Source organism: Lysobacter sp. MMG2, from assembly GCF_016735495.2.
Classification (GTDB): domain Bacteria; phylum Pseudomonadota; class Gammaproteobacteria; order Xanthomonadales; family Xanthomonadaceae; genus Lysobacter_J.
The window spans coordinates 847,304-864,598 of the sequence record NZ_JAERQY020000002.1 but is presented as its reverse complement, the minus strand read 5'-3'; the positions used below and the strand labels follow the sequence as shown (position 1 = coordinate 864,598).

At 68.8% G+C, this 17,295-nt stretch carries 14 protein-coding genes; 12 read left to right on the top strand and 2 right to left on the bottom strand.

What is annotated here, in order from left to right; genetic code table 11:
* Positions 1-60 precede the first annotated feature (60 nt).
* The 5 genes from JI752_RS11915 (at position 61) to JI752_RS11895 (ending at position 5,051) form a co-directional block, all read left to right on the top strand.
* Positions 61-921, top strand: a complete 861-nt coding sequence (locus tag JI752_RS11915) for a YicC/YloC family endoribonuclease (protein WP_216964117.1) — start codon at positions 61-63, stop codon at positions 919-921.
* Positions 922-1,054: 133 nt separating this feature from the next.
* The gene (gene gmk, locus JI752_RS11910) at positions 1,055-1,681 is read left to right on the top strand and encodes a guanylate kinase (RefSeq protein ID WP_216964115.1); all 627 of its coding nucleotides are present in this window, start codon (positions 1,055-1,057) and stop codon (positions 1,679-1,681) included.
* Between the two features lie 132 nt (positions 1,682-1,813).
* Positions 1,814-2,113 (top strand): DNA-directed RNA polymerase subunit omega, encoded by a 300-nt coding sequence (gene rpoZ, locus JI752_RS11905; RefSeq protein ID WP_216964113.1) that lies wholly within the window; start codon positions 1,814-1,816, stop codon positions 2,111-2,113.
* Between the two features lie 246 nt (positions 2,114-2,359).
* On the top strand, positions 2,360-4,558 hold the full coding sequence (locus JI752_RS11900) for a bifunctional (p)ppGpp synthetase/guanosine-3',5'-bis(diphosphate) 3'-pyrophosphohydrolase (RefSeq protein WP_216964111.1): 2,199 nt from the start codon (positions 2,360-2,362) through the stop codon (positions 4,556-4,558).
* Positions 4,559-4,667: 109 nt separating this feature from the next.
* A complete protein-coding gene (locus JI752_RS11895; RefSeq protein ID WP_216964109.1) occupies positions 4,668-5,051 on the top strand; it encodes a RidA family protein in 384 nt (127 codons plus the stop codon).
* A gap of 52 nt (positions 5,052-5,103) precedes the next feature.
* Here the strand turns inward: JI752_RS11895 and JI752_RS11890 are convergent, their stop codons facing one another.
* Positions 5,104-5,820, bottom strand: coding sequence for a hypothetical protein (locus JI752_RS11890; RefSeq protein ID WP_216964107.1), 717 nt, complete (start codon positions 5,818-5,820; stop codon positions 5,104-5,106).
* 68 nt (positions 5,821-5,888) lie between these two features.
* Positions 5,889-6,941 (bottom strand): AraC family transcriptional regulator, encoded by a 1,053-nt coding sequence (locus tag JI752_RS11885; RefSeq protein WP_216964106.1) that lies wholly within the window; start codon positions 6,939-6,941, stop codon positions 5,889-5,891.
* Positions 6,942-7,151: 210 nt separating this feature from the next.
* Between JI752_RS11885 and JI752_RS11880 the strand changes: the two genes are divergently transcribed.
* From JI752_RS11880 to JI752_RS11850, 7 genes are all read left to right on the top strand, one after another.
* A complete protein-coding gene (locus tag JI752_RS11880; protein ID WP_216964104.1) occupies positions 7,152-8,417 on the top strand; it encodes a parallel beta-helix domain-containing protein in 1,266 nt (421 codons plus the stop codon).
* The gene (locus JI752_RS11875; protein ID WP_216964102.1) at positions 8,414-9,562 is read left to right on the top strand and encodes an SO2930 family diheme c-type cytochrome; all 1,149 of its coding nucleotides are present in this window, start codon (positions 8,414-8,416) and stop codon (positions 9,560-9,562) included. The genes JI752_RS11880 and JI752_RS11875 overlap by 4 nt, the downstream gene beginning before the upstream one ends.
* 73 nt (positions 9,563-9,635) lie before the next feature.
* The gene (locus tag JI752_RS11870) at positions 9,636-12,047 is read left to right on the top strand and encodes a TonB-dependent receptor (RefSeq protein WP_216964100.1); all 2,412 of its coding nucleotides are present in this window, start codon (positions 9,636-9,638) and stop codon (positions 12,045-12,047) included.
* A 197-nt stretch (positions 12,048-12,244) separates the two neighbouring features.
* Positions 12,245-14,380: an ATP-dependent DNA helicase RecG gene (recG, locus tag JI752_RS11865; RefSeq protein WP_216964092.1), complete on the top strand. Its 2,136-nt coding sequence runs from the start codon at positions 12,245-12,247 to the stop codon at positions 14,378-14,380.
* A 124-nt stretch (positions 14,381-14,504) separates the two neighbouring features.
* Positions 14,505-15,536 carry a glucokinase gene (locus JI752_RS11860; protein WP_216964090.1) on the top strand — a complete coding sequence of 344 codons (1,032 nt, stop codon included), beginning with the start codon at positions 14,505-14,507 and terminating at the stop codon, positions 15,534-15,536.
* 22 nt (positions 15,537-15,558) lie between these two features.
* The gene (locus JI752_RS11855) at positions 15,559-16,563 is read left to right on the top strand and encodes a N(4)-(beta-N-acetylglucosaminyl)-L-asparaginase (protein WP_216964088.1); all 1,005 of its coding nucleotides are present in this window, start codon (positions 15,559-15,561) and stop codon (positions 16,561-16,563) included.
* Complete coding sequence (locus JI752_RS11850) at positions 16,560-17,291, top strand: copper homeostasis protein CutC (protein ID WP_345777345.1); 732 nt, start codon at positions 16,560-16,562, stop codon at positions 17,289-17,291. The genes JI752_RS11855 and JI752_RS11850 overlap by 4 nt, the downstream gene beginning before the upstream one ends.
* Positions 17,292-17,295: the final 4 nt, after the last annotated feature.

Here is a 17,295-nt window from a genome sequence, read left to right as displayed (position 1 = left end):
ATTACCGTTTAGAGGGCGCGCGAGTTTACCATTCGCTCCCTGTCGGCCTTGGATTTCCTGATGATCCGCAGCATGACCGCCTTCGCAAGCGGCGAACGCTCCACGCCCTGGGGCACGCTCGGTTGCGAGCTGCGCTCGGTCAACCACCGTTTCCTCGAGCTCGGCCTGCGCCTGCCCGACGAACTGCGCGCGCTCGAGCCGGCGCTGCGCGAGCGCGTGGCTGGCCGCGTGGCGCGCGGCAAGATCGACCTGACGCTGCGCCTGCGCGCGCCGGAAGGCGAGGGTGCGTTGCAGCTCAATAACGCGCGCCTGCGCGAGCTGAGCGAACTGGCGATGGATCTGGAGTCCCGCTTCCCGCGCCTGCGCACCGAACTGACCGAACTGTTGCAGTTCCCCGGCGTGCTGCAGACGCACGCCGGCGATCCGGCCGCGCTGCAGGCGCAGGCGCTGGCGTTGCTCGACGAGGTGCTGGACGAATTCGTGCGTTCCCGCGAGCGCGAGGGCGCCAAGCTGGCTGCGGTGATCTCCGAGCGCATCGACGGCATCGCCTCGCTCGCCGCCGAAGTGCGCACGCTGATGCCGCAGATCCGCGCCGGCCAGCGCACCAAGCTGGAGACGCGCCTGGCCGACCTCGCCCAGCCGCTCGACAATGGCCGCCTGGAGCAGGAACTGGTGATGTGGCTGCAGAAGCTGGACGTGGACGAGGAGCTCGACCGCCTCGACTCGCACGTCTCCGAAGCGCGCCGCGTGCTCAAGCTGAAGGAAGCCGTCGGCCGCCGCCTCGACTTCCTGCTGCAGGAATTCAACCGCGAAGCGAACACGCTGGGCTCCAAGTCGGTGGACGCGCGCAGCTCGGCGGTCGCCGTCGAGCTGAAGGTGCTGATCGACCAGGTGCGCGAGCAGATACAGAACATCGAGTGAGGCCGGGATTCGGGATTGGGGATTCGGGATTCGCAACAGCGGAGGCCGGGAACCCACCCCGACGACAGCATCACCGACGCAAGCGCTTCGTTTTTGCGAATCCCGAATCCCGAATATCGAACCCCGGCCAACCATGCGCGGAACCCTCTTCATCGTCGCCGCCCCTTCGGGCGCCGGAAAGTCCAGCATCGTCAACGCCGTGCTGGCGCGCGATCCGAACATCTGCCTGTCGATCTCGTTCACCTCGCGCAAGCCGCGTCCGGGCGAGCGGCATGCCGAGCATTACCACTTCGTCAGTGCGCAGGAGTTCGAGGACATGGTCGCCGCCGGCGATTTCTTCGAGCACGCGCTGGTGCACGGCGACTGGAAGGGTTCGGCGCGGCAGTCGGTCGAACCCCAACTGGCGTCCGGCAAGGACGTGCTGCTGGAGATCGACTGGCAGGGCGCGCGCCAGGTGCGCGACAAGGTGCCCGACGCGGTCAGCGTGTTCATCCTGCCGCCTTCGCGTCAGGCGCTGGAGCAGCGCATGCGCAACCGTGGCCAGGACACAGAAGAAGTCATCGCCCAGCGCCTGGCCGCCGCGCGCGAAGAGATGTCGCACTACGGCGAGTTCGACTTCGTCATCGTCAACGAGGATTTCGAGACCGCGGTGGGCGAGATGTGCTCGATCTTCATCGCCAGCCGGGTCCGCCGCGACCAGCAGGTGGCCCGCCATTCGCGCCTGATCACGGCCCTGCTGGCGGACGATCCGGGCGTCTGAGGCCCGATTCGGGCGGTATTCGCCCGTAAGCGACTGATTCGAAAGGGCGCGCTTGCCACCGCAAGGGCGCACGGCTACACTCTGCGGTCCCTTAAAGCCTGTATGGACGGCCCGCCGGCCGCCAGGAGCCCCATGGCCCGCATCACCGTTGAAGATTGCCTGGAAGTGGTCAACAACCGCTTCGAACTCGTCATGATGGCCGCCAAGCGCGCCCGTCAGCTGGCCAATGGCGTGGATCCGCAGCTGGACAACAGCGAAGCCAACGACAAGCCGACCGTGCTGGCGCTGCGTGAGATCGCCGCGCGCCGCATCGACACCGACTACATCGACGCCGTCGAGAAGTCCGAGCGCGAGCGCAAGGAGCGCGAGGCGCTGGAATGGGCCGCGGCCGAAGTGGTGGCCGACGACGACCTGTCCAAGGGCGACGACTGATACCCCGCTGCAGCCGGTTTTCCATCGGCCATGCAGCTTCGACGGCCCCGCTTCGGCGGGGCCGTTTGCGTATGGGGCGCTGCGCGCGCGACCCCGGTTCCACTTTCGCGATCCCGCGAGATCGCCAGCGGGGGATCCCGGCATGCCGGCCCGTTCCTGCTCCTTGCCTGGCGAACACCGGACCCCATTCAGTCAATGGAGCCGTCTCGCATTGCGTGCACATTGCCCCGCGCTTAGATTCCATCCATGACCCCCGCCCAGCCCGCGCCGATTACTGCCTCCACGCTGCGGGTACCTCCCGTCCACGACGACGCGGATGTGCCCGACTACGTGCGCGAGCTGGAACAGTCCGCCGACTACCTGCCCGATGAGCAGCGCGCCCAGCTGCGCCGCGCCTGGGCGATCGGCGCGGCCGCGCACGCGGGGCAGACGCGCAAGTCGGGCGAGCCGTACATCACGCACCCGGTCGCGGTGGCGAAGGTGCTGGCCGACCAGGGACTGGACGTCGAAACGCTGATCGCCGCGATCCTGCACGACACCATCGAGGACACGCCGCTCACGCGCGAGGGCCTGGCCAGCGAGTTCGGCGAGACCGTGGCGGAGCTGGTCGACGGCGTCACCAAGCTGGACAAGATCCAGTTCCGCGATCGCCAGGAGGCGGCTGCCGAGAGCTTCCGCAAGATGCTGCTGGCGATGTCGCGCGACCTGCGCGTCATCCTGATCAAGCTCGCCGACCGACTGCACAACATGCGCACGCTCGGCGCGCAGAGCATGGAAGCGCGCCACCGCATCGCGCGCGAGACGCTGGAGATCTACGCGCCCATCGCCCAGCGCCTGGGCATGAACCTGATCAAGGCCGAACTGCAGGACCTGGGTTTCCGCGCGCTGCATCCGTGGCGCCATGCGGTGATCGAGAAACGCCTGCGCACGCAGCCGGTGGTGCGGCGCGAGTCGCTGGTGCAGATCGAAGCGCAACTCGCGCAGCGGCTGGCGAAGGAAAAGCTGATGCACCGCCTCGTCAGCCGAGTGAAGTCGCCGTGGAGCATCTACACCAAGATGCGCGCCGAGCACAAAACCTTCGCGCAGGTGATGGACGTGTTCGGCTTCCGCATCGTCGTGCGCACAGTGCCGGATTGTTACCACGCGCTGGGCGTCGTGCACGCCGCGTACAAGCCGCTGGATTCGCGCTTCCGCGACTTCATCGCGATCCCGAAGGCCAACGGCTACCAGTCGCTGCACACGGTGCTGTTCGGCCCCTACGGCTCGCCGATCGAAGTGCAGATCCGCACCGAGGAAATGGACCTCATCGCCGAGCGCGGCATTGCCGCGCACTGGTCCTACAAGCACGGCGGCGACGGTCCCAACAGCGCGCAGAGCCGCGCGCACAGCTGGATCGCCAACCTGGTGGAGACGCAGCGCGCCACCGGTTCGTCGCTGGAATTCCTGGAGAACGTGAAGGTCGACCTGTTCCCGGACGAGGTCTACCTGTTCACGCCCAAGGGCGACATCATGTCGCTGCCGCGCAACTCCACCGCGCTGGATTTCGCCTACGCCGTGCATACCGACGTGGGCAACAAGGCCGTCGCCGCGCGTGTGGACGGCAAGCTGGTGCCGCTGCGCACCAAGCTGGCCAGCGGCCAGCGCGTGGAGATCATCACCGCCAAATCGTCCTCGCCGAAGCCGCAGTGGCTGGAGTTCGTGGTCTCCGGCAAGGCGCGCACCTCGATCCGCCAGCAGCTCAAGCAGCTCGAACACGAGGACGCGGTGCAGCTGGGCCATCGCATGCTCGATCGCGCGCTGGAAGCGCTGGGCATCTCGCTCGACCGCGTGCCGCCGGTACGCCTGGATGCGTACCTGGGCGAGTTCCGCTATCCGCGCCTGGAGGCGTTGCTGGCGGACATCGCGCTGGGCAACCGCATGCCGCAGCAGGTCGCGATGGCGCTCGCGCGCGAAGCGCCGGGCAAACCGCTGCGCGACCCGACCGCCGGCATGCTGCCGATGTCGCAGGACAAGATCCTGATCACAGGCGCCGAGCGCGGCGTGATCAGCTTCGCCAACTGCTGTCTGCCGATTCCCGGCGACGAGATCATGGGCTACCACACGGCCGGCAAGGGCATCGTGGTGCACCGCCTGGATTGCCCGAACGTCGCCGATTACCGCAAGTCGCCCGACCGCTGGGTGCCGATCGGCTGGGACCGCCAGGTCGCCGGCGATTTCGCCGCCGCGCTGCGCATCGAAGTCGACAACCGCCCGGGCTCGCTGGCGCAGGTCGCCGCCGCGATCGCCGAGGCGGAGTCGAACATCGACCGCGTGGAGTACATCGAACGCGACGCCAACGTCGCGGTCATGCGCTTCGCCATCGAAGTCAGCGACCGCCGCCACCTCGCCGACGTGATGCGACGCGTGCGCCGGCTCAACGTGGTGCTGGGCGTGCAGCGGATGTGAGGCCTCGGGATTGGGGATTCGGGATTAGGGATTCGCAAGAGCGCAGCAGCACCCGCTCCTCGCTTTTGATCTAATCTCCAATCCCGAATCTCGAATCCCGAAACCACCCATGTCCCGCCAGATCATCCAGACCGACAAGGCGCCGGCCGCGATCGGCCCGTATTCGCAGGCCGTGCGTGCCGGCGACACCGTGTACCTCTCCGGCCAGATTCCGCTGGACCCGAGCACCGGCCTGCTGGTGGAAGGCGACATCGCCGCGCAGGCGCGCCGTTCGTTCGAGAACCTCAAGGCCGTGTGCGAAGCCGCGGGCGGCTCGCTCAACGATGTCGTGCGCCTGGGGCTCTACCTGACGGATCTGGGCAACTTCGCCGCCGTCAACGCGGTGATGGGCGAATTCTTCAAGGCGCCGTACCCGGCGCGCTCCACCGTCGAAGTCTCCGGCCTGCCGCGCGGCGCCGGCTTCGAGGTGGATGCGGTGATGGTGCTGGACTGATTCCGCGCGCATCGCGTGGGCGGAGCTTCCGTCCGCGCGATGCAAGTCCCGATCAGAGCGCCTGCAGCGCCTGCATCAGCGTCGTCGCTTGCGGCGCGTAAACCTTCGCCGCCACGCCGAGCGCGACGAAGAACAGCAGCACTCCCAGCAGCGGCCAGAACGTGTGCCGCACGCACAGCCACCACCAGCCTTCCGATTGCGTGCCGCGCATGCGCTTGTACAGGCCGCCGGCGATGGCGGCGTCGACCATGAGCTCGGCCATCAGTGCCGGCGCGGTCCACACCACCCAGCCCGCCGCGATCACGCACACCACGGCCACGGCGACGAGCGCGATCAGGACCAGCAGCGGCAGGCCGTCGCCGTCCACCCCATCAAGAAGATCCACCCCGCTGGAGCTGGACGAGGATCCCGATCCGGACGAAGGCCCCCACGATGCAGACGCGCCGCCACCGCCCGAGTGGCCGCCGCTCCCTGACCAGCCGCCGCCGCCGGTGCGCCCGGTCGGAAGGTCCGTCAGATCCAGGGCATCCGAGGCATCGCTTCCCCAGCGCGTCCACACCGCCATCTGCACGAGGAACACGCCGTAGGCGATGAGCACCGCCAGCGGATAGCGCAGCAGCATCGATTCCAACCCGCCGGCCAGCAGCAGGAACGAAGCGAGCAGCCCGGCCGCGCCGGTGACCAGCACGATCACGGACATCTGCAGGCGAGGCCAGCCGTAGCGCTCAAGTCGCGTGCGGGCGCGTGCGATCTCGATGAAGCGGTTCATCCGTGTCCCCGGGTGCGATGCGCCGATGCGTCCTTATGCACGGCCCCGCGAAGCGACGCAAGCGCAGGCTACGCGCCGGATTTCTCCCCGGCGCGCATCTCCCGCGGCGCCACGCCCGTCCAGCGCTTGAACGCTCGCCGGAACTCGCGCGCATCCTTGAAGCCCACCGCCGCACCCACGTGCGCGATGCTCACGCGCGAATCGGCCAGCAGCGCACGCGCCGACTCGCTGCGCACGCGGTCGTGCAGTTCGCTGAACGTCGTTTGCGCGGCGTGGAGCTGGCGACGCAGCGTGCGCTCGGTGAGGTGGAGTTCGGCGGCGATTTCGACCTCGCGCGGGTTGTCGGCCAAGCGCTGGCGCAGCAGGCGTTCGACCACCGCCACGATTTCGCTGCGTGGCTGGCCGGCGGGCATCTGCTCCTCGCACAGCGCGATGATCTGCTGCGCACTGGCGGTGTTGCCGGCGGGCATCGTGGCCTGCAGCCAGCGCGGGTCGATGACGACGCGGTTGCGCGGTGCATCGAAGCGCACTTCGCAGGCGAACAGGTGCGTGTAGTCGCTGGCGTACGACGGTGCGGCGTAGGCCAGTTCGAGCAAGCGCGGCCGGAACTCCGCGCCGAGCAGTCCGCGGCACAGCATCAGCGAACTGGCGAACAGTTCCTCGCAAAGGAACGGCTCCAGCTCCGCGTCGACACTGTGCATGCGCGCGATCACGCCCATCGCGCCGTCGTCGTACTCGTCCAGTTCCAGTTCCACCATCGCTCCGGTGATCGGTGCGTACTTGATCGCCAGTTGCAGCGCCTGGGCGAAGCGCGGCGCGGTCAGCATCGCCAGGCCGAGAAGACCGAAGTGGCCGATGGTCTGGCGTTCGCCCAGCACCAGCCCGGGGCCGCGCACGGGCAGGCTGCGCACGGCGCGGCGGATGATCTGGCCCGCCTGGCGGTACGAGAGATAGACAGGCGTTTCGCCATCGAACGCCGCCGGCCCCAGGCGCAGCCCGGAGAACCAGGGTTCGCTGGCGACGCCGTGCTCCCGCGCCATCGCAACGAGGCCGGCGACGATGCCGCTCTTGATGGTGGCGGTGTTGAGTCGGGCGTCGTCGTTGATGTGCTGGCTCGGCATACGCTGGCGTAGCTTGTCCGGTTTCCCCCCCTGAGTATGCCGGCTTTGCCCTCCACCGGGATTGCCGGATCGTCACAGACTCCCGAACGGGTCCGGGGGGCGGGCCACGCCGCAGGGTCCGGCGTGGTCCCTTGTCCGGAGGGGGCATTCGCGGCGCAGCGCCGCACGGACAGGTCGCGGCCAGCGCCGCGCGAAGAGGACGGGAGTCGGATGAAGCGGATCGTGCTTGGCGTGGCAGTCACCGTGGGGCTGGTGGCTTTGGCCGCCTGTCAGCAGCAACCGGCCGCGCCTGCGGCCAGTCCCGGGCCTCTGAACAGCGAGTTCCAGAAGGTGCTGATCGAGCGCCTGCTGGACGCCAAGCCCGGCGACGTCATCGAGATCCCCGCCGGCCGCCACGCCTTCGACCGCAGCCTCACGCTGCGCGTGAACGGCGTGACGATCCGCGGCGCCGGCATGGACAAGACCATCCTCAGTTTCAAGGACCAGAAGGCCGGTGCCGAAGGCCTGCTGGTCAACGCCGGCGACTTCACCCTGGAGAACCTCGCCATCGAGGACACCAAGGGCGACGGCCTGAAGATCAACGAAGGCGCCAACATCACCATCCGCGGCGTGCGCGTGGAATGGACGGGCGGCCCGAAGACCAGCAACGGCGCGTACGGCATCTATCCGGTGCAGACGTCCAACGTGCTGATCGAGGACTCGGTCGCGATCGGTGCCTCCGATGCCGGCATTTACGTGGGCCAGTCGAAGAACGTCGTCGTGCGCCGCAATCGCGCCGAACGCAACGTGGCCGGCATCGAGATCGAGAACACCATCGGCGCCGACGTCTACGAGAACACCGCCACCGACAACACCGGCGGCATCCTGGTGTTCAACATGCCCAACCTGCCGCAGCCGGGGCACACCACGCGCGTGTATCGCAACAAGGTGATCGCCAACAACACCGACAACTTCGCCGCCAAGGGCGCGGCGGTGGCGAGCGTGCCGGCCGGATCGGGCATCGTCATCAACTCCAACGACAAGGTCGAGATCTTCGACAACGACATCGCCGACAACCAGACGGCGAACGTGATCGTGTCCAGCTACTTCTCCACCGGCTACATGACCGACAAGGGCGTGTCGAAGCTGTTCGATCCGTACCCGGAGGAAATCGCCATCCACGGCAACCGCTTCAAGGGCGGCGGCGACAAGCCCGACGGCCTGGACCTGAAGGCGTTGAAGGTGGCGATGTTCGGTCTCAACGGCCGCCTGCCCGACGTGCTGTGGGACGGCTACGTCAACGCGCAGCGCCCGGGCGGCGCGCAGGTGTGCATCGACAACGGCGCCGCGCAGACGCTCAACGCCGACGGTCCCAACAAGTACAAGAACCCGAGCGTCGTCACCGACAAGGTGCGCTGCACGCTGCCGCCGCTGCCGGTGGTGACCCTTCCGGGCGAAGCCGCGGCGACCGCCGCGAAGGCAGCACCGTCGGCATGAAGCGGTTCGTGATCCAGGCGGCCGTGCTGGTGGCCGCGATGTCCCTCATCGGTTGCAAGCACAGCGAAGCGCCGGTGCAGTTCCATGCCCAGGGCCAGCCGGCGACGTTGAGCGAATGGCATGTGCTCGCCGCCGACGGCAAGCGCCTGCGCCTCAACGCGGGCGTGGAGCCGTACGCGCTCAATACCGCGTTGTTCAGCGACTACGCGCACAAGCTGCGCACGATCTGGATGCCGCCCGGCACGAAGGCGACGTACCAGGCCGACGCGGCGTTCGACTTCCCGGTCGGCACGATCATCAGCAAGACGTTCTACTACCCGCGCGCCGGCGACGGCGCGGTCCTGCGCGTGGCCGAGCAGGCCGGCGAAACCCGCGACGGCCTGGATCTGACGAAAGTGCGGATGATCGAGACGCGCCTGCTCGTGCGTCGCCAGACCGGCTGGGTGGCGCTGCCCTACGTGTGGAACGAGGAACAGACGCAGGCCACGCTGGCGCGCGCCGGCGACACCGTGCCGCTGACCATGCACAGGCCCGACGGCAGCGCAAAGACGTCCTTCGCCTACATGGTCCCAGACGAGAACCAGTGCGCCGGCTGCCACGCCACCAACAACACCACGCGCGAGCTGCACCCGATCGGTCCGAAGGCGCGCCACCTCAACCGCGACGATCCATGGCATCCCGGCCAGAACCAGCTGGCGCGCATGGTCGCGACGAACCGCTTGCAGGGACTGCCGGGCGAAGGCGTTCCGCACAACGCGCGTTTCGATGATCCCGCCGCGCCGCTGGAAGCGCGTGCGCGAGCCTATCTCGACGTCAATTGCGGCCACTGCCACAGCCAGGTCGGCGCGGCCGACACCTCGGGCCTGTGGCTCGACGCCGGTACTCACGACGCGCGGCGGCTCGGCCTGTGCAAGCCGCCGGTCGCGGCGGGGCAGGGCACGGGCGACCACATGTTCGACATCGTGCCGGGCCGGCCTCAGGATTCGATCCTGGTGTATCGCATGAACAGCCTGGATCCGGGCGCGATGATGCCGGAAGTGGGGCGCAGCACCGTGCACGAGGAGGGCGTCGCGCTGGTCCGCGACTGGATCTCCGCGTGGCTGGGCAGCTGCAGCAGCGATGGCACGCACGTTGCACTGAAGTAACACCGACATGCGTCGCGCGGACAGGGCCGCGCGACGTCAATACAACAAGAAAGTCATTGGGAGGGGAGTTCCGATGTCGCCACGCAAGAGCAGGCTCGCGCTCGGTCTGGGTCGCGCGCTGTTTGGATGTTTCGCCGTCGCGGCCGCGCCGCTTACGTTCGCGCAGGCCACCGCCACGCCGGACGCCACGCAGCTGGACACGATCACCGTCACCGCGCAGAGCCGCGAGCAGGAACTGCTCGACGTGCCGATCGCGCTGCAGGTGGTCACGCAGCAATTGATCGACGACGTCGCCGCCGAGGACCTGGGCGACATCGACAGCTTCGTGCCCGGCCTGCGCATCAACAGCCTGCAGCCGACGCAGCCGAGTTTCCAGCTGCGCGGCATCGAGACCGACGACTTCGGCATCGGCACCGATCCGGCCGTGGGCGTGTACGTGGACGGCGTCTACGCCGGACGCGGCGGCGGCGTGCTGCTGCCGTTCACCGACGTGCAGCGCATCGAAGTGCTGAAGGGCCCGCAGGGCACGCTGTTCGGCCGCAACACCGCGGCGGGCGCGATCTCGATCATCACGCACCGGCCCGACACCGACGGCAACCATGCGCGCGGCAAGCTGCGCCTGGGCAACGACAACAAGACCTACTTCGAAGGCATGGCGAACATCGCGGTGAGCGATGACTCGGCCTTCCGCTTCAACGGCATCTTCAACAGTTCCGACGGCTGGGTGCGCGATGCGGTCACCGGCGAGGACCTGGCGCCGGAAGACAACTGGGCCACGCGTGCCGCGTTCCAGACGCGCTTCGGCGACAACACGCGGGTGTGGATTACGTGGGACCACGAGAGCCTCGACCAGCGCGGCCAGGCCACCACCGGCATCGTGCCGATCCCGCGCCTGCCCGCGCTGCCGACGGCGCCGGCCGATCCGGATTCGTTCCTGGATCCGGAAAACCAGCCGTACATGACCGACGCGCCCGACGCGGAGACGCGCACCTTCGACGGCGCCACGCTCATCGTCGACCACAACTTCGGCGGCTTCAGCCTGACTTCCACGACCGCGTGGCACCAGTACGACTCGCTCAACCGCGTGGAGGAAGATGGCACCAACCTCAGCTACCTCTACGTCGATTCGACCAACACCGAGAGCAACGAGAACTTCTACCAGGAGTTCAAGTTCGCCGGTTCCAGCGACCGCATCGACTGGGTCGCCGGCCTGAGCTACTTCCAGGAAGACGCCGACCAGACGAGCGAGGTCAACGCGCTCACCGATTCGGTGGACACCATCGCCAACAACCTCGGCCTGGCGCCGGGCGGCCTGTACGGCCCGCTGACGATGGCGGCGAACATGTTCGGCATTCCGGTGGACCTGACCGGCCTGCCGTGGAACGAGAAGTTCGTGAACTCGCTGGACACGAAGGCGTACGCGGCGTTCGGCGACGTGATCTGGCATGTCAACGACAAGCTCAACCTCACCGTCGGCCTGCGCTATACGCGTGACGAGAAGGACTTCACCTGGTTCAACGACCTGCGCAGCGCACCGCAGCTGGACGCGCAGCTGGCGCTGCTGGACCGCATCGGATTCCTCGATGCCGCCGGCATCCCGCTGGAAGCGCTGGTGTTCGACATCGCTTTCATCGATCCGCCGGCGGTGGCGAACAAGGGCGTGCTCAACCGTTCCAGCAAGTCGTGGGACGACTGGAGCCCGCGCTTCGTCCTGGACTACCACTTCAACGACGACCTGATGGGCTTCGCCTCGCTCGCCAAGGGCTACAAGGCCGGCGGCTTCAACGCGCTGCAGATCGGCAGCGAGTTCGAGAACGAGGACGTGTGGAACTTCGAGACCGGCATCAAGCATGCGCTGCCGGATTACCGACTGGCGTACAACGTCTCCGCGTTCTACTACGTCTACGACAACCGCCAGGCCGTCACGCTGGACATGACGACGGAGATTCCGCGCTTCGTCGTGAACACGTCCGACCAGGAAGCCTACGGCGTCGACTTCGACCTGCGCTGGCAGGCCACCGACGGTCTGGGTTTCGACTTCAACGCCGAGTACCTGGATTCCACGTACAAGACCTACGTGAACCCGCAGGGCGTGGACCTGGGCGACCAGCCGACGGGCGCGCCGGAGTGGTCGTTCGCGGCCGGTGCGAACTACGTCTGGCGTCTGGCGGATGCGGGCGACGTGCGTGCGGCGATGCGCTACTCGTACGTGGGCAAGTGCCGCAGCAACGATGAGTCGGTGTCGGTGCTGGGTTGCGGCCGCTTCGGCCAGGCCGAGGCGGGCGAGGCGCAGGAGATCCTCGATGCGCGCATCGGCTGGACCTCGGCGAACGGCCACTGGGGCTTCGCGGTGTACGGGAACAACCTGCTCGACAACCAGTACGTGAATTCCTTCGGCACCTACGGCATGACCGTGCTGGGCGCCGTCGGCGCGCGCCTGACGCAGCCGCGCACGTACGGCGTGGAGTTCTCGGCGAACTTCTGATCGGGTGTTTGGCTCCTCCCCCTGCTTGCAGGGGGAGGTCGGGAGGGGGCAGTAAGGCGCGACAGCGCCGAGCTCGCCGCGATGCGGCTTCGCACTCCTCCCCAACCCTCCCCTGCACGCAGGGGAGGGAGTAACCGACACCCCACCGCGCCATTCCCCTCTTTGTCGAACCGCGCCTTTCACGGCATCCTTTCGCGATGCCGATTCGCAAGGGCGGGCTGTCCGTCGATCTCCAGCAGCAGCCGATCAGCGCCCTGAAGGGCGTCGGGCCGCGCGTGGCCGAGAAGCTCGCCGCACGCGGGCTGGCCACGCTGCAGGACCTGTGGCTGCAGCTTCCCCGCCAGTACGAGGACCGCACGGCGATCACGCCGGTCAGCCTGCTGCAGCCCGGTGTAGCGGCGCAGGTGGAAGGTCGCGTGGAGGCGGTCGAGCGTGGCTTCCGCTACCGGCCGATGCTGCGCGTGGCGATCGGCGACGACTCGCACGGCACGCTCGTCCTGCGCTTCTTCCACTTCCGCGCGGCGCAGGTGGCGCAATTCCAGGTCGGTGCGCGCGTGCGCTGCTACGGCACGCCGCGGCCGGGCCAGCACGGGCTGGAGATCGTGCATCCCAGCTATCGCCTGCTCGACGACGCCGGCGACGATGCGCTCGGGAGCAGCCTGGACCCGGTGTATCCGGCGATCGAAGGGCTCGGTCCGGTGTCGCTGCGGCGACTGATCGGCCAGGCACTCGACCGCCTGCCCGACGAGGATGCGCTGGAATTGTTGCCGCGCGAACTGCGCGACGCCTTCCGCCTGCCCGGCGGCGGACGCGTGCCGTCGCTGCGAGAAGCGCTGCTGACCGTGCATCGCCCGCCGCAGGACGCCGATGTCGCCGCGCTGCTGGCCGGACGTCATCCCGCACAGCGCCGGCTGGCGCTGGAAGAACTGCTCGCCCACCACCTGAGCCTGCGTCGCCAGCGCATCGCACAACAGGCGCACGCCGCGCCCGTGCTTCGCGACGTCGTACTGGCCGGCAAGCTGCGCGAGCGCCTTCCGTTCGCGCTGACCGGCGCGCAGGAGCGCGTGTTCGCGCAGATTCAGGCCGATCTCACCCAGCCGCATCCGATGCTGCGCCTCGTGCAGGGCGACGTGGGCAGCGGCAAGACCGTCGTCGCCGCGCTGGCCGCGATGAACGCCGTGGACGCCGGCAAGCAGGCCGCGCTGATGGCGCCCACCGAACTGCTCGCCGAGCAGCACCTCAACAACCTGCGCGGATGGCTGGAACCGCTGGGCGTGCGTGTGGCGTGGCTGGCCGGCAAGGTCACCGGCAAGGCGCGCGCGAAGGTGTTGGAGGAAGTGGCTTCCGGTGAGGCGCAGGTCGTCGTGGGCACGCACGCGCTGATGCAGGAAGGCGTGGCGTTCCGCGATCTTGCCCTCGCCATCGTCGACGAACAGCACCGCTTCGGCGTGCACCAGCGCCTGGCGCTGCGCGACAAGGGCACCGGGGGCGGCGGCAACGGCGACGCCATCGTTCCGCACCAGCTGGTGATGACCGCCACGCCGATCCCGCGAACGCTGGCGATGGCCGCGTATGCGGACCTGGACGTTTCGGCCATCGACGAACTCCCGCCCGGCCGCACGCCGGTGCAGACGGTGGCGCTGAGCGCCGAGCGCCGGCCGGAACTGGTCGAACGCATCCGCAAGGCCTGCGCCGAGGGCCGCCAGGCGTACTGGGTCTGCACGTTGATCGACGACAGCGACGAAGTCGTCGCGCAGGCCGCGCAGTCCACCTTCGAGGATCTGTCCAAGCGCCTGCCCGAGCTGCGCGTCGGCCTCGTCCACGGCCGCATGAAAGCCGCCGAGAAGCAGGCGACCATGCGCGCGTTCAAGGACGGGGAGATCGGCCTGCTCGTGGCGACGACCGTCATCGAAGTCGGCGTCGACGTGCCCAATGCCTCGCTGATGATCATCGAGAACGCCGAGCGCCTGGGCCTGGCGCAGCTGCACCAGTTGCGCGGGCGCGTCGGCCGCGGCAGCGCGGCGTCGAGCTGCGTGATGCTCTACCAGGCGCCGCTGTCGCAGATGGCGCGGCAGCGTCTGGAGACGATGCGGGAGACCAACGACGGCTTCGTCATCGCCGAGAAGGACCTGGAACTGCGCGGCCCCGGCGAACTGCTCGGCACGCGCCAGACCGGCCTGGCGCAATTCCGCGTGGCGGACCTGGCGCGCGATGCGGACCTGCTTCCGCAGGTGCATGAGCTGGGCGAGCGGCTGCTGCGCGAATCGCCGGAACTGGCCGAGCGCATCGTCGCGCGCTGGGTCGGCGGCGCGGTCCGCTTCGCCTCGGCGTAAGGCGCGCTGCGCTGTTTGGAGGCAGCCGGGCCGAGAATCGGGCCTCTCCTCGCCCGTCGTGTGAAGGCCCGGACTGACGCCCCCTCGCCGAATTGGGCATCATGAACGCCCTCCGTCCGTTCCGATGCCGCCGATCGTGATTCCCGCTCCAACCGAACATCCCGTCGGGCGGCACGATGCCCAACCCTTCATCGCCGCCGATGTCGGCGGTACGCACGCCCGCCTGGGTCTCGTCCAGGTCCGGCCCGGCGGCAAAGTCGACGTGCTTGCCTACCATCGCTATGCCTGCGGCGAATTCCCCTCGCTCGCGGCGATCATCGACGACTTCGTTACCGCCCACGGCGCTGACAGGACCCACGCCGTGGTCGCCATCGCCGGTCGGCTGGAAGGCGACACGCTGATCAACAGCAACCTGCAGTGGCCGGTGTCGGTGGAGCGCACGCGCCGCGAGGCACGGATCGCCTACCTCGCGCTGCTGAACGATTTCGAGGCCGTGGCCTGCGCCATGCCTTACATCGACGTGGCCGCCATGACGCGCGTCTGCGGCCCGCTGCAGGCGGGCGAGGGGCCGGCGCTGGTGCTGGGCCCGGGCACCGGTTTCGGTGCATCGCTGTGCCTGCCCCGCACGTTGCAGCAGGGCGTTCCGCTGCGCGTGCTCGCCAGCGAGGCCGGGCATGCCTCGCTCGCCGCCGGCAACGCGCGCGAACTCGCCCTGATCGCGCGCCTGCTCGAACGTTGGCCGCACGTCGACAACGAACGTGTCCTCTCCGGACCCGGACTGGTCAACACCTACACCGCGTTGTGCGAGATCGACGGCGCCACGCCGCGCCTGGACACGCCGGAAGCGATCGTCACGGCCGCCCAGGCCGGCGGCGATCGGCACGCGCAGGAGGCGCTGCGCATGTTCTGCGGCCTGCTGGGCAGCCTGGCAGGCGACCTCGCGCTGACCTTCGGCGCCGACGCGGTGTATCTGGCCGGCGGCATTCCCGCGCAGATCCGTCCCTTCCTGCTCGAAAGCGACTTCGCGCAGCGTTTCCGCAACAAGGGCGTGCTGGGCGAAGTGCTGGCGCGCGTGCCGGTGTGGCTGGTGGACCATGGGCAGCTCGGACTGGTGGGCGCGGCGGCCTGGTATTACGAGCGTCACTCCGGCTTCTGACCCGACTTCGCGGACATCATTGATGGGCAATCGCCGACAGCTCCTCCAGGCATCGTTGCTTGCGGCCGGCGCGGCCGCGCTTCCCCGCGTCGAAAGCGCTCCTGCCGTCGGCGCGCGTGTCGTGTCGACCTGGGACTTCGGCGTAGGCGCCAATGCCGTGGCGTGGCCTGTGCTCGCACGCGGCGGCAGCGCACTGGACGCGGTGGAGGCCGGCGCGCGCTGGGCCGAAGCCGACCTGTGCAATCCCACCGTCGGCCGTTGCGGCAATCCGGATCGCGACGGCGTGCTGACGCTGGACGCCAGCATCATGGACGGCGACGGCCGCTGCGGCGCGGTCGCGGCGCTGCAGGACATCGCGCATCCGGTGTCCGTCGCGCGCGCGGTGATGGAGAAGACGCCGCACGTCATGCTGGTGGGCGAGGGCGCGCAGCAGTTCGCCATCGCGCAGGGTTTCGAGAAGACGCCGCTGCTCACCGAGCAGGCCCGCGCTGCCTGGCGCGAATGGCTGAAGACGTCGAAGTACGAACCGCAGATCAACGCCGAACGGCGCATGCGCCCGGGCGATTCGAGCAACCACGACACGCTGGGCATCCTCGCGCGTGACGCGCAGGGTCGGCTTGCTGGCGCGTGCACGACCAGCGGCATGGCGTGGAAGCTGCACGGCCGCGTGGGCGACAGCCCGATCGTCGGCGCGGGGCTGTACGTCGACAACGATGTCGGCGCCGCCACCGCCTCGGGCGTGGGCGAGGAGATGATCCGCAACGCCGCCAGCTTCCTGGTCGTGGAACTGATGCGTCAGGGGCGTTCGCCGGTGGATGCATGCCGCGAGGCGATCGACCGCGTGGTGCGCAAGCGGCCGGAGGCGAGCAAGCGTCTGCAGGTGTGCTTCCTCGCGATGAACAAGGCCGGCGAAGTCGGCGCGTTCGCGTTGCATCGCGGCTTCGTCTACGCGGTGCAGGACGGCACGCCCGGCCCGCACGATCGCCTGCACGATGCGGCTTCGGTGTATCGGACCGAACAGACGTGAGCCAGGCGCGCGTGCGGCTGGAGATCGCGGCCAACTCGCTGGCCTCGGCGCTGGCCGCGCAGGAAGGCGGCGCGGACCGCATCGAACTGTGCGAGAACCTCGGCGAAGGCGGCTGCACACCGTCCTACGGCACGTTGGCAATGGCGCGCGAACGACTGCGCATTGCGCTGTACGTGCTGATCCGGCCGCGCGCCGGCGACTTCCTCTACGACACGCTCGAGCGCGAGACGATGCTGCGCGACGTCGAGATGTGCGCGCGGCTGGGCTGCGACGGCATCGTCATCGGTGCGCTGGATGCAGACGGTGTGGTCGACGCCCCGCTGTGCCGCGAACTGATAGCCGCGGCCGGAACGCTCGGCGTCACGTTCCACCGTGCGCTCGACGTCGCGCGCGATCCGTGCGAAGCCCTGGAAAGCGCCATCGCGCTGGGCTGCGAGCGCGTGCTCACATCAGGCGCGAGCGCCAGCGCGATCGACGGCGTCGACACCATCGCCGGCCTCGTGCAGCGGGCCGCAGGCCGCATCGGCGTCATGGCCGGGGCAGGGGTGACCTCGGCCAACGTCGGCGAACTGGTGCGACGCACCGGCGTGCAGGACGTACACGCCTCGGCGAAGGCGCTGCGCCCATCGCACATGCGCCTGCACCGCGAACTGCCTGGCCTGGCGCCGGAACACTGGCGCAGCGATGCCGCCGTCGTGCGCGCGCTGCGCGAAGCGCTGGGAAACTGAAAAG